Origin of the sequence: Streptomyces sp. NPDC006174, from assembly GCF_040614075.1 — a bacterium.
Lineage (GTDB): Bacteria > Actinomycetota > Actinomycetes > Streptomycetales > Streptomycetaceae > Streptomyces.
This window is the reverse complement of record NZ_JBEXTJ010000002.1, coordinates 636,038-655,505: the sequence shown is the minus strand read 5'-3', so window position 1 is coordinate 655,505 and position 19,468 is coordinate 636,038. Positions and strand designations below refer to the sequence as shown.

The 19,468-nt window shown below is 71.9% G+C and carries 21 protein-coding genes; 5 read left to right on the top strand and 16 right to left on the bottom strand.

Annotation, left to right across the window (positions count from 1 at the left end):
• Nucleotides 1-414 precede the first annotated feature (414 nt).
• Complete coding sequence (locus ABZ267_RS07490) at nt 415-1,053, top strand: SCO3374 family protein (protein WP_356754362.1); 639 nt, start codon at nt 415-417, stop codon at nt 1,051-1,053.
• Here ABZ267_RS07490 and ABZ267_RS07485 read toward each other — a convergent pair.
• The 10 genes from ABZ267_RS07485 to ABZ267_RS07440 all read right to left on the bottom strand — a co-directional run bounded on the left by ABZ267_RS07485 (nt 1,032) and on the right by ABZ267_RS07440 (nt 9,306).
• A complete protein-coding gene (locus tag ABZ267_RS07485) occupies nt 1,032-1,367 on the bottom strand; it encodes an Lsr2 family protein (protein ID WP_356754364.1) in 336 nt (111 codons plus the stop codon). The two genes, ABZ267_RS07490 and ABZ267_RS07485, sit on opposite strands and share 22 nt — an antisense overlap.
• Before the next feature lie 166 nt (nt 1,368-1,533).
• Nucleotides 1,534-2,103 (bottom strand): amino-acid N-acetyltransferase, encoded by a 570-nt coding sequence (locus ABZ267_RS07480; RefSeq protein WP_356754366.1) that lies wholly within the window; start codon nt 2,101-2,103, stop codon nt 1,534-1,536.
• 9 nt (nt 2,104-2,112) lie between these two features.
• Complete coding sequence (locus ABZ267_RS07475; RefSeq protein WP_356754368.1) at nt 2,113-2,583, bottom strand: BlaI/MecI/CopY family transcriptional regulator; 471 nt, start codon at nt 2,581-2,583, stop codon at nt 2,113-2,115.
• 111 nt (nt 2,584-2,694) lie between these two features.
• Nucleotides 2,695-2,874, bottom strand: coding sequence for a hypothetical protein (locus tag ABZ267_RS07470; RefSeq protein ID WP_015609335.1), 180 nt, complete (start codon nt 2,872-2,874; stop codon nt 2,695-2,697).
• A gap of 84 nt (nt 2,875-2,958) precedes the next feature.
• Complete coding sequence (locus ABZ267_RS07465; protein ID WP_356754538.1) at nt 2,959-3,552, bottom strand: hypothetical protein; 594 nt, start codon at nt 3,550-3,552, stop codon at nt 2,959-2,961.
• Nucleotides 3,553-3,714: 162 nt separating this feature from the next.
• The gene (locus ABZ267_RS07460) at nt 3,715-4,512 is read right to left on the bottom strand and encodes a type III pantothenate kinase (RefSeq protein ID WP_356754370.1); all 798 of its coding nucleotides are present in this window, start codon (nt 4,510-4,512) and stop codon (nt 3,715-3,717) included.
• Complete coding sequence (nadC, locus tag ABZ267_RS07455) at nt 4,512-5,567, bottom strand: carboxylating nicotinate-nucleotide diphosphorylase (RefSeq protein ID WP_356754372.1); 1,056 nt, start codon at nt 5,565-5,567, stop codon at nt 4,512-4,514. Before nadC ends, ABZ267_RS07460 begins: the two co-directional genes overlap by 1 nt.
• A 69-nt stretch (nt 5,568-5,636) precedes the next feature.
• Complete coding sequence (locus ABZ267_RS07450) at nt 5,637-7,322, bottom strand: L-aspartate oxidase (RefSeq protein WP_356754374.1); 1,686 nt, start codon at nt 7,320-7,322, stop codon at nt 5,637-5,639.
• Complete coding sequence (gene panC, locus ABZ267_RS07445; RefSeq protein ID WP_356754376.1) at nt 7,319-8,368, bottom strand: pantoate--beta-alanine ligase; 1,050 nt, start codon at nt 8,366-8,368, stop codon at nt 7,319-7,321. The genes ABZ267_RS07450 and panC overlap by 4 nt, the downstream gene beginning before the upstream one ends.
• Nucleotides 8,365-9,306, bottom strand: coding sequence for a DUF2520 domain-containing protein (locus ABZ267_RS07440; protein ID WP_356754378.1), 942 nt, complete (start codon nt 9,304-9,306; stop codon nt 8,365-8,367). Before ABZ267_RS07440 ends, panC begins: the two co-directional genes overlap by 4 nt.
• Before the next feature lie 169 nt (nt 9,307-9,475).
• Between ABZ267_RS07440 and ABZ267_RS07435 the strand changes: the two genes are divergently transcribed.
• Nucleotides 9,476-10,696 carry a beta-eliminating lyase-related protein gene (locus ABZ267_RS07435; protein WP_356754380.1) on the top strand — a complete coding sequence of 407 codons (1,221 nt, stop codon included), beginning with the start codon at nt 9,476-9,478 and terminating at the stop codon, nt 10,694-10,696.
• A gap of 59 nt (nt 10,697-10,755) precedes the next feature.
• On the opposite strand, the gene ABZ267_RS07430 is transcribed toward ABZ267_RS07435, so the two are convergent.
• Nucleotides 10,756-10,956, bottom strand: coding sequence for a hypothetical protein (locus ABZ267_RS07430; RefSeq protein WP_356754382.1), 201 nt, complete (start codon nt 10,954-10,956; stop codon nt 10,756-10,758).
• 105 nt (nt 10,957-11,061) lie between these two features.
• Between ABZ267_RS07430 and ABZ267_RS07425 the strand changes: the two genes are divergently transcribed.
• On the top strand, nt 11,062-12,174 hold the full coding sequence (locus tag ABZ267_RS07425) for a DUF5937 family protein (protein ID WP_356754540.1): 1,113 nt from the start codon (nt 11,062-11,064) through the stop codon (nt 12,172-12,174).
• Between the two features lie 11 nt (nt 12,175-12,185).
• Here ABZ267_RS07425 and ABZ267_RS07420 read toward each other — a convergent pair whose 3' ends face one another.
• Nucleotides 12,186-12,857 (bottom strand): response regulator transcription factor, encoded by a 672-nt coding sequence (locus tag ABZ267_RS07420; RefSeq protein ID WP_356754383.1) that lies wholly within the window; start codon nt 12,855-12,857, stop codon nt 12,186-12,188.
• A gap of 39 nt (nt 12,858-12,896) precedes the next feature.
• Nucleotides 12,897-14,099 carry a sensor histidine kinase gene (locus tag ABZ267_RS07415; RefSeq protein ID WP_356754385.1) on the bottom strand — a complete coding sequence of 401 codons (1,203 nt, stop codon included), beginning with the start codon at nt 14,097-14,099 and terminating at the stop codon, nt 12,897-12,899.
• A 96-nt stretch (nt 14,100-14,195) separates the two neighbouring features.
• Between ABZ267_RS07415 and ABZ267_RS07410 the strand changes: the two genes are divergently transcribed.
• Both ABZ267_RS07410 and ABZ267_RS07405 read left to right on the top strand, forming a co-directional pair.
• Complete coding sequence (locus ABZ267_RS07410; protein WP_356754387.1) at nt 14,196-15,200, top strand: SAM-dependent methyltransferase; 1,005 nt, start codon at nt 14,196-14,198, stop codon at nt 15,198-15,200.
• Between the two features lie 72 nt (nt 15,201-15,272).
• Nucleotides 15,273-16,415: an NADH-quinone oxidoreductase subunit D gene (locus ABZ267_RS07405; RefSeq protein WP_356754389.1), complete on the top strand. Its 1,143-nt coding sequence runs from the start codon at nt 15,273-15,275 to the stop codon at nt 16,413-16,415.
• A 16-nt stretch (nt 16,416-16,431) separates the two neighbouring features.
• Here the strand turns inward: ABZ267_RS07405 and ABZ267_RS07400 are convergent, their stop codons facing one another.
• The 3 genes from ABZ267_RS07400 to ABZ267_RS07390 all read right to left on the bottom strand — a co-directional run bounded on the left by ABZ267_RS07400 (nt 16,432) and on the right by ABZ267_RS07390 (nt 19,467).
• Nucleotides 16,432-17,613 carry a hypothetical protein gene (locus tag ABZ267_RS07400; protein ID WP_356754391.1) on the bottom strand — a complete coding sequence of 394 codons (1,182 nt, stop codon included), beginning with the start codon at nt 17,611-17,613 and terminating at the stop codon, nt 16,432-16,434.
• 141 nt (nt 17,614-17,754) lie between these two features.
• Nucleotides 17,755-18,726, bottom strand: a complete 972-nt coding sequence (locus tag ABZ267_RS07395; RefSeq protein WP_356754393.1) for an ABC transporter substrate-binding protein — start codon at nt 18,724-18,726, stop codon at nt 17,755-17,757.
• A gap of 66 nt (nt 18,727-18,792) precedes the next feature.
• Nucleotides 18,793-19,467 (bottom strand): ABC transporter permease, encoded by a 675-nt coding sequence (locus tag ABZ267_RS07390; RefSeq protein ID WP_356754395.1) that lies wholly within the window; start codon nt 19,465-19,467, stop codon nt 18,793-18,795.
• Between the last annotated feature and the right edge of the window lies 1 nt (nt 19,468).

The window sequence follows — 19,468 nt, the reverse complement described above, 5'->3', positions numbered from 1 at the left end:
GTCGGTCCCCTCCCAGTCCTTCCGCATGCTAGTCCCGCAGGACGGGACAGCTCATTCCAACTGCCGACATCCGTCCGGATCACCCCGCACCGGGCGGGGATTCTTACTGCCGAACAGCTGACAACTGCTCCAACCCGATGGTGCGAGACGATGTTCCCGCAGGCCAGGCAGATACCCCTTTCGCCAGTACGCCGATGGCGAACGTGAGACGCCTCGGCCCGCGTGTCGCCCCTTCCCACTAGGAAAGTCTTACCCGCAATCACTGACAGTCCATGCGGCGCGCCCCGGTTCCCTCCGCTACGGGCGAACAACCTTGCGCTCCGACACGCTCCTGCGCGCCCCCGGAAGCCGGACCCAGCGTGTTCGTCCCGGAACCCTGCGTAACTCCACCGTCGGTTCAGCGGTTCATCGGACATGGCCTTCATCGTTCCGCCACCCCGGTCGTCAGCCGATGCCGGTCCCGGCCGTGCCGGTCCGGGTGCCAACGCTCCGGGTTCCGTTCCTCCCGGTCCCGCCGCTCTCGCCCGGTGGTACGAGCGCGAGCTCGGCTGGACGACCGAGGGGCGCGATCCGGTGCGGCTGGTCACCGGGGTCCGCTTCGACGTGCTGGAGCTTCCCGCCGAGGCGGGTCACGCCCTGCTGCGCCGCCCGGTACGGACCGGGCCGGTGCTGCTGAGCGGTGTACGGATGGGGCTGCTGGTCGCCGCGGGCGGCGCCGATGAGCTGCCGGGGCTGCTCGACTGGCTGGAGTGGGGCCCGATCGCGCTGGATCTGACCGCCGTGGGGACGGGCGGCCGGATCACGGCTCCGTCACCCCGGGGTGGTGCGGGCTCGCCGGGGGCCGCTGTGTGGCTGCGGCCCCCCGAGCCGAGGCTTGCGCCCGGGCCGGCGCTTCCCGCTCTCGCGGGCTTCGGGAGCAGCGGTGGGGATGCCCCCGATCTCGTACGACTGGTGGACGCCGCGGCGACGGAATGCCATCGCGTCCGGTTGTCGCGTGCCCGGGCCGGGCTGCGGAGGAACAGTCCGGCAGATCAGCCGTTGGCCTTCTCGTAAGCCTCACGGATCTCGGCGGGAACGCGGCCGCGGTCATTCACGTTGTGGCCGTTCTCCCGCGCCCACCGGCGGATTTCCGCGGTGTCCTTGTTGCCACCGGCCACGGCACGGCCCTTGCCACGGCCCGTCGCTCCACGGCCACCGGTGCGGCGGCCGCCCTTGGTGTAGGGCTCGAGAAGACCGCGAAGCTTGTCCGCATTGGCCGTGGTGAGGTCGATCTCGTACGTCTTGCCGTCGAGCGCGAACGTCACGGTCTCGTCCGCCTCGACACCGTCGAGGTCATCGACAAGAAGGACCTGAACCTTCTGTGCCACGGGATTTCCTTTCATCGAAAATGGAGTACGCGGAAAGGAAACCGCTTTTCTCGGGAAAACACAAACCCCCGGGAGAGGTTCAGGAGCGCGAGAACGCGGGAAACGTGCGCGATTCGGACATAGGGATGCCAGGATGATGCGGCGGCTTGAGCGCATCATCCGCGCATCACAGGTGCAGAAGCATCCGGCTGTTGCCCAAGGTGTTCGGCTTCACCCGTTCGAGACCGAGGAACTCGGCGACGCCCTCGTCGTACGAACGCAGCAGCTCACTGTAGACATCCGTGTCGACCGGAGTCTCTCCGATCTCGACGAACCCGTGCTTCGCGAAGAAGTCCACTTCGAAGGTGAGGCAGAAAACCTTGCGGACGCCGAGCCAGCGGGCGGTCTGCAGAAGCTTCTCCAGTACGTGATGCCCCACGCCCGCCCCCTTGACGCGAGGGTCGACGGCAAGTGTCCGGACTTCCGCGAGGTCTTCCCACATCACGTGGAGAGCGCCGCAGCCGATGACCCGGGCATCCTCGTCGCGTTCCGCGACCCAGAACTCCTGGATGTCCTCGTAAAGGGTGACGGTGGCTTTGTCGAGCAGGATGCCGCCGGAGACGTAGCCGTCGAGGAGCCGGCGTACGGATGGCACATCACTCGTCCTGGCCCGGCGGACGGTGATGGCGGGCCTATTTACCGACGGGTCGGTATGAAAGTCGGTATCCGGTTCGGTTTGCGGCTGCTCTGAGGACATGGACCGACGCTATCGCCCGCTCCCGGACTCCGTGCCATCGGCCGGGTCAGCGCCTTCGCCGGCCGCGGCGGTCGGTTCCGGCGGGGTGTCCGCCGGATTACCCGCCGGTGTGTCTCCTTGGCCGGGAGAAACCATACGGACGGCGTCCTGAAGTGCTTCGCGCTGCTCCGGCGACATCATGCCGAAGAACGCGACCAGTGCGGCGGCCGGGTTGTCACTGTGCGACCAGGCTTCGTTCATCAGAGCGGCCGAGTAGGCGGCCCTGGTGGAGACGGCCGTATATCGATATGCCCGGCCGTCCACTTCCCTGCGGACCCAGCCCTTCTGATGGAGATTGTCCATTACCGTCATCACCGTCGTGTAGGCGATGGACCGTTCCTGCTGGAGGTCCTCGAGGACTTCCCGCACGGTGACCGGACGGTTCCATTGCCAGACGCGTGTCATCACGGCGTCTTCCAGCTCTCCCAATTGACGGGGCACGGGATCACTTTAGTGTCAGATGTCCTGAATGGCAGGTTATTTACAGAGCCAAAAGAGCGCACGGCTCTCATGAGCCGTGCGCTCCAGGGATGCGAGGGGCGGATCGTGCGGTCAGGCATTCTCCGGACGAGCGGTCTGCTTTACGGATTCCGCGCGGGCGATCGCCGCGTCCACGGCGTCGTCCTCCTTGGCCTTGTTCGGACCGCCCTGGCTCTTGACGATCGTCACGACCAGGCCGATGAAGAAGATGGCCATCACCACGGGGGGCACGAGCGCGGATACGTAGTCCATACCGTCCAGAGTAGCGAGCCCGGTACGGCGGATTGCGGCGGCCTCCCGGTGGAGGCCGCCGCAATCCGGAACCTGCGGGCCGGATCAGCCCGCGGCGCGCTCCTCCTCCGCCGGTGGCGGCGTGGGCCGGCGGCGTGGCGGGAAGACCTCGGAGGGCTTGGGCGCCGGACGCGGGCCCGGAGCCGGTGAGCGGCCGGGGGCCGGGGCGGCCGGGGCCTTCGGGCGGTCCGGCTCCCGGTCGGCGACCCGGCCTCCGGGAAGGGCCAGCAGCCTGGAGCGCGGACCCGGGGCCGACGCGGCGGCGGAGCGGCCGGCGAGCCGGGCCCGTACGGAGCGCTCGGCGAGGATCTGGCAGCGCTCCAGGAGCGCCGCCGCGACGGGTTTCCCGCGCAGCGCGCGCAGGGCCGCCAGATCGTCCGGGCGCGGGTCGTAACCGGCCGCCAGAGCGTCCTGGAGCAGCTCCAGGTAGCCGGTGACGGAGCCGGGGAGGGCGGCGCGGTAGCGGGCGAGGTCGGCGAGGAGGAACGCTCGCAGCCGGCCCGCCTCCCCGACCGCCTCGTCCACGGAGCCCGCGAGCCGCAGGCAGTCCTGGACATCCTCGTCGGACAGGGGCATGGGGTGGAGGGCGATGGCGAGGGCACGTCGGAGCACCCGCAGCTCGTCCGCGCTGAACGCCATGCCGCCTCGTGAACCGTAGGGCGTGGGCATAACGCGACAATACGTGCTAAATGGACAAAATCCGTTTAACTGGTCGTCGGTGGCGCGGCGCCCGCGAACAATGTCCCGGAGCCTCGCCCACCGCCGTTCCCGCAGGTACGCCGCGCCGTGCGGCCGGATCCACTACGACCGGGACACGTTCCGCTCGTACACCAGGCGCAGCCCGATCAGCGTCAGCCACGGCTCGTGCTCGTCGATGGCGGAGGACTCGCCCAACACCATCGGAGCAAGGCCACCGGTCGCGATGACCGTGACGTCGTCCGGGTCGGCGGTCAGCTCCTTCTTCATCCGGGCCACCACGCCGTCGACCTGGCCCGCGAAGCCGTAGACGATGCCGGACTGCATGGCCTCGACGGTGTTCTTGCCGATCACGCTGCGCGGCCGGGCCAGCTCGATCTTGCGGAGCTGCGCGCCCTTGACGCCGAGCGCCTCGACGGAGATCTCGATGCCGGGAGCGATGACGCCGCCCGCGTACTCGCCGCGTGCGGAGACCGCGTCGAAGGTGGTGGCGGTGCCGAAGTCGACGACGATCGCCGGGCCTCCGTACAGCTCGACGGCGGCGACCGCGTTGATGATGCGGTCCGCGCCGACCTCCTTCGGGTTGTCCATCAGGATCGGCACGCCGGTCTTGACGCCGGGCTCCACGAGGACGGCGGGCACGTCGCCGTAGTAGCGGCGGGTGACCTCGCGCAGCTCGTGCAGGACGGACGGGACGGTCGCGCAGATCGCGATGCCCTCGATGCCGTCGCCGAGCTCCATGCCGAGCAGCGGGTGCATGCCCATCAGGCCCTGGAGGAGGACGGCCAGCTCGTCGGCGGTGCGTCGGGCGTCGGTGGAGATCCGCCAGTGCTCGACGATCTCCTCACCGTCGAAGAGGCCGAGGACCGTGTGCGTGTTGCCGACGTCGATGGTGAGCAGCATCAGGCGTCGGCCCCGTCACTGGTGGCGGACGCGTCACGGAAGTCCAGGCCGATGTCGAGGATCGGCGAGGAGTGGGTGAGCGCGCCGACGGCCAGGTAGTCCACGCCGGCGTCCGCGTAGGCGCGGGCCGAGTCGAGCGTGAGGCGGCCGGAGGACTCCAGGATCGCGCGGCCGTCGACCAGGGCCACCGCCTCGGCGGTCCCGGCCGGCGTGAAGTTGTCCAGCAGGATCAGGTCGACGCCGGCCTCCAGCACCTCGCGGACCTGCTCCAGCGTGTCGACCTCGACCTCGATCGGCAGGTCGGGGAATTCTGCGCGGACCCGCTTGAACGCCTCCGCGACGCCGCCCGCCGCGATGACGTGGTTGTCCTTGACCAGGGCCGCGTCGGAGAGCGACATCCGGTGGTTGACGCCGCCGCCGCACCGTACGGCGTACTTCTCCAGCGCGCGCAGGCCCGGCGTCGTCTTGCGGGTGTCGCGGACCTGGGCCCTGGAGCCCTCCAGCACGTCCGCCCAGGCACGGGTCGCGGTGGCGATGCCGGAGAGGCGGCAGAGCAGGTTCAGCGCGCTGCGCTCGCCGGTCAGCAGGTCGCGGGTGCGGGTGGTGACGGTGAGCAGCTTCTGGCCGGGAGCGACGCGCTCGCCGTCCTCGACGTGCCGCTCGACCTCGAACTCGTCGCTGCAGACGATCGACAGGACCGCCTCCGCGACCCGCAGCCCGGCCACGACACCGGCCTCGCGCGCGGTGAAGTCGCCGGTGATCACGGCGTCCTCGGGAACGGTCGCCACGGTCGTGACGTCCACCCCGCCGTCCAGGTCCTCCTCGATCGCCACATGGGCGACGTCCTCGACCTGGACCGGGTCGAGACCCGCCTCGGCCAGGAGCAGCGCGAGCGCCGGGTCCAGGCCGCACTCCAAAGCGTCGGGGTCGAAGCCGTCACCGCAGCCGCAGTCGTCGCCGCAGCCTTCCGCGGGCGCGGACTGTGCGGGCGCGCCGACCCGGATCAGCGGTACGTCCACAGGTGTGGGGCGCGGATTCTCTTCGGGCGTGGACACGGTTGCGGCTCCTCGGGGGCGTGGCGGGTGGTGCGGGTGCGGCTCGCGCCGCTGCTTCCAGCAGTCTGGTCAATCCGCCAGGCGTACGGGCGGGAATGCGGCGGTCTCCGTACGGTGGACGACCGGCGTGCGGTCGGCGGCGATCCGGACGACCAGGTGGCGGCGCCAGTGCGCGTCGTCGCGGTCGGGCCGGTCCTCGCGCCAGTGGCAGCCGCGGGTCTCCTCACGCTCCCGGGCGGCGGCGACCAGGACCCGCGAGACCAGCAGCAGGTTGGTGACCTCCCAGCTGTCGACGCCCGGCACCGCGTCCTTCGGGTCGGCGGCGTCCGCGTCGGCTGCGGCGGTGCGGTGCAGGGCCTCCAGCTCCTCGGCGGCGGCGGCCAGCGACCCGGCGGAGCGGAGGACTCCGGCGCCTCGGGTCATGGTGCGCTGGATCGCCGTACGGGTCTCGGGCGCGAGCAGCGCGACGGGCTCGCCGTCCGTGCTCCTGGCCGGTTCGGTGCGCGGCGGGCGGGTCTCGGCGATGTCGGCGGCGATGCGCTCGGCGAAGACCAGGCCCTCCAGGAGCGAGTTCGACGCCAGCCGGTTGGCGCCGTGCACGCCGGTGCAGGCGACCTCGCCGCAGGCGTACAGGCCGGGAACGGTCGTACGGCCGCGCAGGTCGGTGCGGATGCCGCCGGAGGCGTAGTGCGCGGCCGGCGCGACCGGGATCGGCTCGGTGACCGGGTCGATGCCGTGGGCGCGGCAGGCGGCCAGGATGGTCGGGAAGCGCTGCTCCCACATCCGCGCGCCGAAGTGCCGGGCGTCGAGATACATGTGCTCGGTGCCGTGCTCGTGCATCTGGCGGGTGATGGCCTTGGCGACGATGTCGCGCGGGGCCAGCTCGGCCAGCTCGTGCTGGCCGGCCATGAAGCGCGTGCCGGTGGCGTCGACGAGGTGCGCGCCTTCGCCGCGTACCGCCTCGGAGACCAGCGGCTGCTGGCCCTCGGAGTCGGCGCCGAGGAAGAGGACGGTCGGGTGGAACTGGACGAACTCCAGGTCCGAGACCTCCGCTCCGGCCCGCAGCGCCAGCGCCACGCCGTCGCCGGTGGAGACCGACGGGTTGGTGGTGGCGGAGAAGACCTGGCCCATGCCGCCGGTGGCGAGGACGACCGAAGGTGCCCGGACCGCGCCGACGCCGTCGTGCTGGCCTTCGCCCATGACGTGCAGCGAGACCCCTGCCGTACGGCCTTCGGCGTCGGTGAGGAGGTCCAGGACGAGCGCGTTCTCGATGGTGTGCAGCGCCGCCTCGCGGACCGCTTCGACCAGGGCCCGGGAGATCTCGGCGCCGGTGGCGTCGCCGCCGGCGTGGGCGATGCGGCGGCGGTGGTGGCCGCCTTCGCGGGTCAGCGCTATGTCGCCGCTGTCGGTGGTGTCGAAGTGCGCGCCGGTGGTGATCAGGCGGCGTACGGCGTCGGGGCCCTCGGTGACCAGGGTCCGTACGGCCTCCTCGTCGCAGAGGCCCGCGCCGGCGACCAGCGTGTCGTCCAGGTGCTGCTCAGGAGTGTCGCCCTCGCCGAGCGCGGCGGCGATACCGCCCTGCGCCCAGCGGGTCGAGCCGTCGTCCAGCCGCGCCTTGGTGACGACCACGGTGTCCAGGCCGGCGGCCGCACAGCGCAGCGCGGTGGTGAGACCGGCGACTCCGGAGCCGACCACCACGACGTCCGCGTCGATGGCCCAGCCGGGTGCGGGGGCGGTCAGCCGTATGCCGGTCACGTCAGGGCTCCGAAGGTGAGGGGGATGTTGTCGATGAGGCGGGTCTCCCCGACCCGGGCGGCGACGGCGAGGACCGCCTCTCCGCTCTCGCGGTCGTCGGGGATCTCGGTGAAGTCCGCCGGGTCGACCAGGGCCAGGTAGTCCAGGACCAGCGGATGCCGGTCGCGGGCGGCCGCCTCGTCCAGGATCGCGCGCGCGGTGGCCCGCACGGCGGCGGGTGCCCCGTTCGGCCGGGCCAGCGCCACGGCCTGGGCGTCGGCGGCGGCGCGGGCCTCGCCGAGCCGGTTGAGCCCGGCGGCCCGGTCGCCGCCGGGTGCGGTGGCCTTGGCGCGCTCGTGCAGGGCCTGCTGCGCGGCGAGCCGGTCCTGGGCCGCGAACAGCGCGCGGGACAGCGCGAGAGCGGTGTGGCGCTCCTGCGGGGACAGGAACCGGTTGCGGCTGGAGAGCGCGAGGCCGTCGGGGTCGCGGACGGTGGGCACGCCGGTGATCCGGACGCCGAAATTCAGGTCGCGGACCATGCGGGCGATCAGCGCGAGCTGCTGGGCGTCCTTCTGGCCGTAGAACGCCTCGTCGGGACGGGTGAGGTGGAGGAGCTTGGCGACGACGGTGAGCATGCCGTCGAAGTGGCCGGGCCGGGAGGCGCCTTCGAGGCGCTCCCCCATGGGTCCTGCGGTGATCCGGACCTGAGGTTCGCCGCCGGGGTAGACCTCGTCCACGCCGGGAGCGAAGACGGCGTCGGCGCCGGCCGCCGCGGCGGTGGCCAGGTCGGCGTCCAAGGTGCGCGGATAGCGGTCGAGGTCGGCCGCCTCGCCGAACTGGAGGGGGTTCACGAAGACGGTGACCACGACCTGGCCGTCCGGTCCCGCGGCCTCGCGAGCCGTACGGATCAAGGTGGCGTGGCCGTCGTGGAGCGCGCCCATGGTCATGACCACGGCCCGCTCGGCACCGGCGGGACGGGTGAGCGCGTCGAGCTCGGCGGCGGTGCGGAGGAGGACGGGAGCGCGGCCTGCGGTGTCCGTGGTTCCCGTACGGCTGCTGGTCGTCATCGGCTCTCCTCCGGTCCCGGGCGGCTCTCCTGGTCGGCCAGGGCGACGAGGAGGTCCTCCGCCAGCTCCGGCTTGAGCAGGCCGTGGGCCAGCGCCCGGTCGGCCGTGGCGCGGGCCATCGCGAGGTAGCCGCCGACCATCTGCGGCGCGTGCGCGCGCAGCTCGCCGACATGAGCGGCGACCGTGCCCGCGTCGCCTCGGGCCACCGGGCCGGTCAGCGCTCCGTCGCCGGAGCGCAGCGCGTTGTCCAGAGCGGCGCCGAGGAGCGGCCCGAGCATCCGGTCCGGGGCGGTGACGCCGGCCTTGGCCAGCAGCTCCATCGACTCGGCGACCAGCGTGACCAGGTGGTTCGCGCCGAGAGCCAGGGCCGCGTGGTAGAGCGGACGGGACTCCTCGGCGATCCACTCCGGCTCGCCGCCCATCTCGATGACCAGCGCCTCGGCGGCCAGCCGCAGCTCCTCGGGTGCGGTGACGCCGAACGAGCAGCCCGCCAGCCGCTGGACGTCGACGGAGGACCCGGTGAACGTCATCGCCGGATGCAGCGCGAGCGGCAGGGCCCCGGCCCGCAGCGCGGGGTCCAGGACTCGGGCCCCGTATCGGCCGGAGGTGTGGACGAGGAGCTGTCCCGGCCGTACGGCACCGGTCTCGGCGAGGCCCTCGACCAGGCCGGGCAGCGCGTCGTCCGGGACGGTCAGCAGGACCAGCTCGGCGCGGGCGAGGACCTCGGCGGGCGTCACCACGGGCACGTCGGGCAGCAGGGCGGCGGCGCGGCGGCGGGAGGCGTCGGAGACACCGGAGACGGCCACCGGGCGGTGGCCGGCGAGCTGGAGCGCGGCGGCGAGTGCGGGACCGACGCGGCCCGCTCCCACGACGCCGACGGTGAGGCGGGCGGGGCGGTCCCTCGCGTCGAGGGGTTCCTTCGGAACTGTCGTATTCACGCGGCGATGGCCTTCCGTTCCAGTCCGCGGCGGGTACCGGACGATTTCTCTGCATGCTACGCCAGCGTTTCGGCGAAGCCCGCCCGCCGCCCACAGCCTGTGGATAACTCTGCGGAGCGGGCCGGGATCGTGCGGGCGTGGAGCCGGTCGTCCAGGGGATGATCGTCCCATGACAGCCATGGATGAGCAGGAGCAGCGGCGGCGCCGACTGGCCGCCTGGCGCGGATCGCACCGGGCGCTGGAGCGCCGGTCCACTGACGGCACGGTGGGCGAGGGGCTCGCGGCGCTGGTGGCCGGGGTCGGGGCCGGTTCCGGTACTGGTTCTGGTTCTGGTTCTGGAGCCGGCTCGGGTTCTGAGGCCGGTTCCGGTTTCGTACACGATCCGGATGATTCGGTTGATGTGTACGGAGGCGGGGTCGTCGCCGAGCTGGAGCGGCGGGTGGCCGGGCTGCTGGGGACGGAGGCGGCGGCGTTCTTCCCGACCGGGACCATGGCGCAGCAGGTGGCGCTGCGGTGCTGGGCCGGGCGGACCGGCAACGCGACCGTGGCGCTGCATCCGCTGGCCCATCCGGAGCGGCACGAGGAAGATGCGCTCGCGGCGGTGAGCGGGCTGCGGACGGTGCATCTGACGTCGGAGCCGCGGATGCCGAGCGCCGATGAGGTGCGGGACCATCCGGAGCCGTTCGGCACGCTGATGCTGGAGCTGCCGTTGCGGGACGCCGGGTTCATGTTGCCGACCTGGGACGAGCTGGAGGCGACCGTGGTGGCGGCCCGGGAGCGGGACGCGGTGGTGCATCTGGACGGGGCGCGGCTCTATGAGTGCGGGCCGCACTTCGGGCGGAGCCTCCAGGAGATCGCGGCGCTGGCGGACAGCGTGTACGTGTCCTTCTACAAGTCGCTGGACGGGCTGTCGGGTGCGGCGCTGGCGGGGCCTTCGGTGCTGGTGGAGGAGGCGCGGGTGTGGCGCCACCGGTACGGAGGTCAGCTCTTCCAGCAGTATCCGGCGGCGCTCTCCGCGCTGATCGGGCTGGAGAAGGAGCTGCCTCGGCTGCCGTCGTACGTGGCCCACGCGAAGGTGGTGGCCTCGGCGATGGCGGAGGGGTTCGCGGCGGCCGGGGTGCCGTGGTTCCGGGTGCGTCCGGAGCCGCCGCACACGCACCAGTTCCAGGTGTGGCTGCCGTACGGGACGGAGGTGCTGGACGAGGCGTCTCTGCGGCAGGCGGAGGAGACGGGCGTGACGTTGTTCCGGCGGTGGGGGCCGGGCGTGGGCGGTGCCGGGTTGCCGGGTGGGGTTTCTGTCACCGAGGTGACGGTGGCCGGGGCCGGGCTGGAGTGGTCGGCTGAGGAGGTTCGGGAGGCGGTGGGCGTTTTCGTGGGGTTGCTGGAGTAGGGGTTCCTGGCGCAGGGGGCCTTGTCGAGTGGCCGGGCCCCGGCCTCAGGGTTCCGTCCTCAAACGCCGGACGGGCTGGAGTAGCCGGACCGGCTGGATTGACCACGTACGGGCTGATGTGGCGTCGGCGGGTGGGTCAGCCAGTGGTGGTACAGGTCGCGCAACGTCGTTCGGTCGTGGCGGCCCGGCAGGGGTGGGGCCGGCCGGCCCAGGCGGGCTGCGCGGTAGGTGTCGAACATGTGCTGCTGGATGGCGTCCATGCGTCCAGCGTCCGCCTGTCGCCGCAGCTCCGCGCGCTGATTGACGGCGGCCGTCAAATGAGGCGACGGCCCGCCCCCGTACCCCGCACCATGGGACGCGTGAGCGTGAACATAGACATCGCCGGCCTGCCCTCCGACCGCATCGTTTTCGCGGTCTCCCCGCTCACCGAGCTGGGGGTCGCGCTGCACGCGCTCTCCGAGCCCGGCCACCACCCCGGTGTGCACGGCTGGGCCACCGCGACCTCGGCCGCGCTGGAGCCCGATCTCGCCGACCGGCTGCTGGAGGCGGAGTTCCTCTGGCGGCACACCTTCTCCGACATCTTCCTGCCGTACGCCGGGGTGCGCGGCGGTGACGGCAGGCCCGGGGCGAACCTCGCCGAGGACCTGGACATCCTGGACCGGATCGACGACGAACGGTTCGTCACCTCGGCGCTGGAGTTCACCTGCGCCGGGCTGGTCGAGCCGGGCAACCCCTCGCCGCTGACGAACGCCGCGATGCGGGCCCGCGCCCTGGACATGGCGGCGGCGCGCGGCCCGCGGCAGGTGAAGTTCACCGAGCGGCTGCTGGCCGACCCCGTCCGCGTACGCGGCTGGATCAGGCGGCTCATCGAGGACTGCGACCAGGCGTTCTTCGCGGACACCTGGCGCCGGGTCTCCGTCCAGCTGGTCGCCGACGCCCGGCACAAGACGGAGGTGCTGCGCCGCAAGGGCGTCCAGGAGGCGATGGGCGCGGTCTCCGCCGCCCTGACCCTGGACGAGGAGGCGGGCAGGCTCTCCGTCGACAAACTGGCCGAGGCCCGGACCACCGCCGTCGACCCGGACATCGGCACCGGCCTCACCCTCCTGCCCAGCAGCTTCGGCTGGCCGCACCTGATGGTGCTGTACGCCCCGGGCTGGCGGCCGGTGATCCAGTACCCGGTCCGCCTCCCCGACCTGCCGGCCCCCGCCTCCGTGGAGCTGCTCCAGCTCCGGATGGAGGCCCTGGCCCACCCGATGCGGATGCGCCTGTGCCGCAACCTCGCCCGCGCGGCGTACACCACCGGCGAACTGGCCGACTCCCACCGGATCACCGCCCCCGAGGTCTCCCGGCATCTGTCGGTGCTCAAGAAGGCGGGCCTGATCACGACGCGCCGCCGCGGCCGCTACGTACTGCACCAGCTGGACCTGACGGTCGTCGCCCGTATCGGCAGCGACTTCCTGGAGGGTGTGCTGCGTTAGCCGAGGCCTCCTCAGCCCGCGCCGCCCGCGCGCACCAGGCCCGTCTCGTAGGCGAGGACGACGACCTGGACCCGGTCGCGCAGGCTCAGCTTGGTGAGAATGCGGCCGACGTGGGTCTTGACCGTGGCCTCGGAGAGGACGAGCCGGGCGGCGATCTCGCCGTTGGAGAGGCCCTGCGCGACCAGGAGCATCACCTCGCGTTCGCGTTCGGTGAGCTTCTGGATGTGCTTGTTCTTCGGCTCCTTCTCGCTGCTCGGCAGCATCGGCGAGAAGCGGTCGAGGAGGCGGCGGGTGGTGGAAGGCGCCACGACCGCGTCGCCGCTGTGCACCGAGCGGATCGCGGAGAGCAGTTCGGCCGGCGGCACGTCCTTGAGCATGAAGCCGCTCGCGCCCGCCTTCAGCCCGGAGAACGCGTACTCGTCCAGGTCGAACGTCGTCAGGATCAGCACCTTCGGCGGATTTTGCTGCGCGCAGATCCGGCGGGTCGCCTCGACTCCGTCCAGGCGGGGCATGCGCACGTCCATCAGGACCACGTCGACCGCCGTGGCACGCAGGATCTCGATCGCCTCCGCGCCGTCCCCGGCCTCCGCCACCACCTCCATGTCCGGCTGAGCGGCCAGGACCATCCGGAAGCCCGTGCGCAGCAGCACCTGATCGTCGACGAGCATCACGCGGATGGCCATGGGAGGTCTGTCCTGTCCTGTGGGTGGTGGGTCAAAACGTTACTCGGCGGGCTTCAGCGGCAGCAGTGCGCTGATCCGGAAGCCGCCGCCCGGACGCGGGCCCGCGTCCAGCGTGCCGCCGACCATGCCGACGCGCTCCCGCATCCCGATCATCCCGTGCCCGGCGCCGTCCGCGCCGCCGTCCGCGTACAGCTCGTGCGCCGCACCCCGCCCGTCGTCCTCGACCAGCAGCCCGAGGCCGTCGTCGAAGTAGACCAGCCGGACGCTGGCACCGGCGTCGGGACCGCCGTGCTTGCGGGTGTTGGTGAGCGCCTCCTGCACGATGCGGTACGCGGTCAGCTCCACGCCGCTCGGCAGCGGACGCGCGGTGCCCTCCACCTTGAAGTCCACCGCCAGACCGGTCCGGCGCACCTGGTCGACCAGGTCCTCGATCTGCTCCACGTCGGGCTGCGGAACGTACTCACCGCTCTCCGGCGCGTCACCGGTCCGCAGCACCCCGAGCAGCCGCCGCATCTCCGCCAGCGCCTGCCGGCCGGTGGAGGAGATCGTCTCCAGCGCCTGGCGGGCCTGGTCCGGCGCCGCGTCCATCACGTACGCGGCGCCGTCGGCCTGAACCACCATCACGGAGACGTTGTGCGCGACGACGTCGTGCAGCTCCCGGGCGATCCGGGCCCGCTCGGCGGCGACCGCCACCTTGGACTGCGCCTCGCGCTCGCGCTCCAGCCGGGCGGCGCGCTCCTCCAGCTGGCTGAAGTAGGCCCGCCGGGTCCGCAGCGAGTCGCCCATCACCCAGGCCAGCACGAACGGCACCGTCATGATCACCGTCACGAAGATCTGCTGCGGCCAGGAGCCGCCCGGCTCGGCCTCCCAGCGCACCTGCGAGAGCGCGGCCGCGCTCAGGCTGCAGATCAGCGCGAGCCGGGAGGCCCAGCGCTCGCCGATCGTGGCCACCGTGAAGGTGATCACCAGCATCGCGAAGTTGCCGATGCCCGGCCGGACGTCACCGACCAGCTGGAGCACGCCGACCGCGATGGCGAGCAGCAGCATCTTCTCGGGCAGCCGTCGGCGCAGCGCCACGACCGTGGAGAGGCCGAGCGCAACCGGAATCGCGAGGATCTCCTCCCGCCCGGCGTCGTACATGCCCGACACCATCGACATGCCGGAGAGCCCGAGGAGGACGACCGCCCAGAAGACGTCGACGCCCAGCGGGTGTCTGCGGAGAAAATCGTAGAGGCGCTGCACGCAGCCCAGCGTAAGGACAGCGGATAGGTGCCCGGGTCAACCGGAGGGTCGATCCAGATCCCGGGACCGTACTCCCCAAGGTGGAGACTGGCCCACATGACGGAGGAGTGGCGCGGTTGGCGGGAGGCGGCTCGGACCGCTTTGTACGGGGACGAGGGCTTCTACCGGAGTCCGGTCCGCAGCCCTCAGGGGCCGGCGGGCCACTTCCGTACGTCGGTCCACGCATCGCCGCTGTTCGCGCGGGCCGTGGCCGGGCTGCTGGCCTCGACCGCGCGGGAGTTGTCCACCCGTACGGTCGCGCTGGTCGATGTCGGCGCCGGGCGCGGTGAGCTGCTGACCGGTGTGCTCGGCGCGGTCCCGGAGGGGCTGGAGGTGATCCCGTACGGGGTGGAGGTCGCCGCCCGTCCGCCGGAGCTGGATCCGCGCGTCGTCTGGTGCGCCGAGGTGCCTTCGGACGTCACCGGAGTGCTCTTCGCCAACGAGTGGCTGGACAACGTGCCGGTGGAGGTGGCGGAGGTGGACGGGGACGGCACCGCCCGGTACGTACAGGTGCGGACCTCGGACGGTGCCGAGCGGCTCGGCGCGCCGGTGACGGGGGCGGACGCGGAATGGCTGGAGCGGTGGTGGCCGCTGTCGGCGCCGGGTGAGCGGGCGGAGATCGGCCGGCCTCGGGACGCGGCGTGGGCGGGCGCGGTCGGCTCGCTGGCGGCCGGGCTGGCGGTGGCGGTGGACTACGCGCATGTACGGGATGCGCGGCCGCCCTTCGGGACGCTGACCGGGTTCCGGGACGGGCGGGAGGTGCGGCCGGTGCCGGACGGGTCGTGCGACCTGACCGCGCATGTGGCGCTGGACGCGTGCGCGGCGGCGGTCGCTCGCGGAGTCGCCGAACTCACCGACCAGCGGACGGCGCTCGGGCGGCTCGGCGTGTCCGGGGAGCGGCCGGCGCTGAGTCTGGCGGCCGCCGATCCGGCGGCGTACGTACGGGGCCTGTCCTCGGCCGGCGAGGCGGCGGAGCTGACCGCGCGCGGCGGGCTCGGCGACTTCGGGTGGCTGCTGCACCGGGTGGGGCCGGGGACGGAGGTGATGGCGGGCGCGGGGTGAGCGCCTGCGTGGTGGGGCCGGGTCTGGAGCGACCGCCGGTGCGGCGCGGCCGGGCAGGGAATACTGGCCTCCATGACGGAGACGACCATCGGCATCGGCGGCGCGGCGGAGAGCACCGACATGGTGCTGAACATCGGCCCGCAGCACCCCTCCACGCACGGCGTGCTCCGGCTCCGGATCGTCCTGGACGGTGAGCGCATCCAGCAGGCCGAGCCGGTCATCGGCTATATGCACCGCGGCGCGGAGAAGCTCTTCGAGGCGCGCGACTACCGGCAGATCATCATGCTCGCCAACCGCCACGACTGGCTCTCCGCCTTCTCCAACGAGCTGGGCGTCGTCATGGCCGTCGAGCGGATGCTCGGCATGGAGGTCCCGGAGCGCGCGGTCTGGACGCGGACGCTGCTCGCCGAGCTGAACCGGGTCCTCAACCACCTGATGTTCCTCGGCTCCTATCCGCTCGAACTCGGCGGCATCACACCGGTCTTCCACGCCTTCCGCGAGCGCGAGGAGCTCCAGGCGGTGATGGAGGAGGTCTCCGGCGGCCGGATGCACTACATGTTCAACCGGGTCGGCGGCCTCAAGGAGGACGTGCCGGCGGGCTGGTCGGGCCGGGTCCGGGACGCCGTCGCCTCGGTCCGTTCGCGGATGGACGTGTACGAGAACCTGGTCCTCGGCAACGAGATCTTCCGGGCCCGTACGCGCGATGTCGGCGTGCTCTCGGCCGGAGCCGTGCACGCGTACGGCGTTTCGGGGCCGATCGCGCGCGCCTCGGGCGTCGACTTCGACCTGCGGCGCGACGAGCCGTACCTCGCGTACGGAGAGCTGCAGGAGACCCTGAAGGTGGTCACCCGGACCGAAGGCGACTGCCTGGCCCGCTTCGAGTGCCTGCTGGACCAGACCCTCAACTCGCTGGATCTGGCGGACGCCTGCCTGGACCGGATGGCCGGCCTGGAGCCGGGGCCGGTCAACCAGCGGCTGCCCAAGGTGCTGAAGGCGCCCGAGGGCCACACGTACGCCTGGACGGAGAACCCGCTCGGCCTCAACGGCTACTACCTGGTCTCCAAGGGCGAGAAGACCCCGTACCGGCTGAAGCTGCGGTCCGCCTCCTTCAACAACATCCAGGCGCTCACCGAGCTGCTGCCGGGGACGCTGGTCTCCGACATGGTGGCGATCCTGGGGTCGCTCTTCTTCGTCGTCGGGGACATCGACAAGTAGGAGCGCGCGTGGGCTCCTAGGAGACCGCGCCGCGCAGCTCCGCCACGTCGATCTGCTCGGTCTCGTCGTGCGCGGTGAGGTCGATGACCTTGCCCACGGCCCGGTTCTGCACGGCTCCGGTGCGGTGGACGGCGAGCGCCTCCTCGCCGACGACGTCCGCGAGGTCCTCGTTCTGCACGGACTCGATCGCGGCGTTGGCCTTCTGGGCGTTCTGCGTGCCGAAGAAGTCGAAGTTGCCCTGCGGGACGAGGTGGCGGCGGGCCGCCGCGTACGGCACGACGGCCGAAGCGGCTGCGACCGTACGCGGTACGTGGACGGGCGCGGCGGAGGCCGAGGCGCCGGCACCGAGGGCCTGGGGCTGCGGCCAGGCACCGAGGGCTTGCGGCTTGGGCTGAGCCACCGGGACGTGCGCGGCAGGGACGTTCGCGGTTGGGACGTTCGCGGCTGGGACGTCGGCGTTCACCGTCGGGGTCTTCGCGGCCGGGGCGGGCGGGGTGGTCGACGGGCGGCGGTGCTGGTGGTGCTCGCCCGCCCCGGAGGCCGCCGCCTCCTTCCCTTGCGGGCCTTCCCCGTCCGCGCTCTGCTCAGCACTCTGCTTCGCGGTAACGGCGGCGGCTACGGCATTCGCGCGACGGGCTTCCTGGAGTGCGGCGTTCCGCGTGAGGTTCAGCAGGGCCTCGTCCGCGCGGCGGTAGGCGTCCGGGGTCGGCGTGGAGCGACCGGTGGGCAGCTCGGCCGGCGCGGCGGCCTCGATGGCGAGCTGCCGGCGGCCCTCCAGCGCACTGGCCCGCTCGGTCTCGGCGTTGGCGTACCGGCGGAGCAGACCCGCGTGCTCGCCGCGCAGTCCGGCGAGCTCCACGCGCTTGCGGCGGAGCTTGGTCTCCAGGCGGGTGCGCAGCTCGCGCGACTCCTCCAGATCCTGCTCCAGCTCGGCTATGCGCTCCTCGGCCCGCCACTCGTCACGGGTGCGGGCCCGCTCCAGCTCGGCGACCCGCAGCCCCGCGGCCCGGTCCCAGCTGCGCATCAGATACGCGCCGGTCAGAGCGGCGGCGGCCACGGCGGCCACCAGGCCGCGCAGCGCGAGGGGTTCGGCGAGGAACCAGGCGCCGGTGGCACCGACGACCGACACTCCCGCCACCACGGAGGGCGGCAGGATTCTGTGAAGGGGTGGCGAATGGCGGTGGCGTCCACGTGGCATGGCCTGAAATTTACCGTGTGTACGCGCTACTTGGGGGGCCGCCCGGCAATCTTTCCCCGCCGGTTACCTGGCGGCCCCCCGAAGCTCGCTAGTTCTTGATCAAGAACTCTCCGCGGCCGGGGCTTACTTCTTGATCAAGCCCTACTTCTTGATCAGGCCCTTCGACTCCAGGTACTCCTTCGCCACGTCGGTCGGCTTCGCGCGCTCGGCGTCGACCTTGCGGTTCAGCTCGGCGAGATCTTCCGTGGTGAGGGTGTCGGTGAGCTTTCCGAGCGCGGCGGCGATCTCCGGAGCGCCCGCGTCCTTGGCATTGAGGACCGGCAGGACGTTGTCGGCGTTCTGGAGCTTCTTGTCGTCCTCCAGGAACACCAGCCCGTCCAGCACCGCGTCGGTGGTGGTCGTCAGGACCAGCTCGACCTTCCCGTCACGGACGGCCTGCTTGGACTGCGGGGTGCCGACGCCCTTCGGGTCGATACCGGTGACGTCGATGCCGTACGTCTTCTTCAGACCCGGTGCGCAGAAGGGCCGCACCTCGCACTCGTCGCCCGCCGCGATCTTCACCTTGAGCTTCGACTTTCCGAGATCGGAAAGCGTCTTGAGGTTGTTCTTCTCGGCGAATTCCTTGGAGACCGCGAAGGCGTTCTGGTCGACGGCCTTCCCGGCCGGGAGCACCTTGAGGCCCAGCGGTTCGGCGAGCTTCTCGAGCGCGGCGACCGTGGCGGCGGCGTCACCGGAGGCGAGCGGAGCGTTCTGGGCCTTCTCGGCCCCGTTCACCTTGGCGTTGAGGAATTCGGTGATCGTGGCGGCGTATTCGGGTACGACGTCGATCTCGCCCTTCTCCAGCGAGGGCTCGTACAGCTCGCGGTTCTTCACCGTGGTGATCGAGGTGCTGTACCCGGCGTCGCCCAGGATCTGCGCGTACAGCTCGGCGAGCACCTTGGACTCGGTGAAGGCGGCCGAACCGACCACGAGCGAGCCCTTCTTGCTGTCGCCGCCCGAGGAGCCGGAGCCGCCCTTCTCCTTCTCCAGGCTGTCGCCGCCGCAGGCCGCGAGCGACCCGGTCAGCGCCACGATGCCGATGACCGCTCCGGCTATCCGCGAGGTTCTGCTCATGTCTGTTCTCCGTCCGAACGCAAAAAAGGATGACTACTGGGGGAAGTTGATGAGCCGCCGGGTCCCTCACGCGATCCGGCGGCGGCGCAGCGGTGACAGGACCCGGTCCAGCGCCACCAGCACACCCTCCACCAGCAGGGCCAGCGCGGCGACCAGGATCGCCCCCGCGAAGACCTGCGCGGTGTCGTAGGTGTTGAATCCGGCGGTGATGATCCGGCCGAGGCCGCCGAGGCCGACCATGGCGGCGATCGAGGCGGTGGCCACGACCTGGACGGCGGCGGAGCGCAGCCCGGTCATGATCATCGGGTAGGCGAGCGGCAGCTCGACCCGGACGAAGAGCTGCCCGCCGGACATCCCCATGCCCCGCGCGGCCTCCACCACGGACCGGTCCACCTCCCGCATCCCGACATAGGCGTTGGTCAGCAGCGGCGGCATGGCGAACAGCACCAGCGCGATGATCGTGGGCCAGTAGCCGGAGTTACGGAGAGGCGTGAGCATGAAGAGCGCCAGGACCGCGAAGACCGGGATGGCCCGGCCCGCGTTGGAGATGTTGACCGCGAGCGCGCCGCCCTTGCCGATGTGGCCCAGGCAGAGCGCGAGCGGCAGGGCGATGGCGCAGGCAGCCGCGAGGGCCACTCCGCTGACGTACAGATGCTCGCCGAGCCGGTGCGCGGCTCCGCCGTCGCCCGACCAGTTGGCCCCGGTGGTCAGCCAGGTCCAGGCTTCGCCGATGACTCCCACG

Excerpts from the sequence above, each read along its gene's own strand:
- ABZ267_RS07490 (WP_356754362.1), top strand. The coding sequence starts at position 415 with ATGGCCTTCATCGTTCCGCCACCCCGGTCGTCAGCCGATGCCGGTCCC.
- ABZ267_RS07480 (WP_356754366.1), bottom strand. The coding sequence starts at position 2,103 with ATGTCCTCAGAGCAGCCGCAAACCGAACCGGATACCGACTTTCATACC.
- ABZ267_RS07470 (WP_015609335.1), bottom strand. The coding sequence starts at position 2,874 with ATGGACTACGTATCCGCGCTCGTGCCCCCCGTGGTGATGGCCATCTTC.
- ABZ267_RS07465 (WP_356754538.1), bottom strand. The coding sequence starts at position 3,552 with ATGGCGTTCAGCGCGGACGAGCTGCGGGTGCTCCGACGTGCCCTCGCC.
- ABZ267_RS07460 (WP_356754370.1), bottom strand. The coding sequence starts at position 4,512 with ATGCTGCTCACCATCGACGTCGGCAACACGCACACGGTCCTCGGCCTC.
- panC (WP_356754376.1), bottom strand. The coding sequence starts at position 8,368 with ATGACGACCAGCAGCCGTACGGGAACCACGGACACCGCAGGCCGCGCT.
- ABZ267_RS07435 (WP_356754380.1), top strand. The coding sequence starts at position 9,476 with ATGACAGCCATGGATGAGCAGGAGCAGCGGCGGCGCCGACTGGCCGCC.
- ABZ267_RS07430 (WP_356754382.1), bottom strand. The coding sequence starts at position 10,956 with ATGGACGCCATCCAGCAGCACATGTTCGACACCTACCGCGCAGCCCGC.
- ABZ267_RS07420 (WP_356754383.1), bottom strand. The coding sequence starts at position 12,857 with ATGGCCATCCGCGTGATGCTCGTCGACGATCAGGTGCTGCTGCGCACG.
- ABZ267_RS07410 (WP_356754387.1), top strand. The coding sequence starts at position 14,196 with ATGACGGAGGAGTGGCGCGGTTGGCGGGAGGCGGCTCGGACCGCTTTG.
- ABZ267_RS07405 (WP_356754389.1), top strand. The coding sequence starts at position 15,273 with ATGACGGAGACGACCATCGGCATCGGCGGCGCGGCGGAGAGCACCGAC.
- ABZ267_RS07400 (WP_356754391.1), bottom strand. The coding sequence starts at position 17,613 with ATGCCACGTGGACGCCACCGCCATTCGCCACCCCTTCACAGAATCCTG.
- ABZ267_RS07395 (WP_356754393.1), bottom strand. The coding sequence starts at position 18,726 with ATGAGCAGAACCTCGCGGATAGCCGGAGCGGTCATCGGCATCGTGGCG.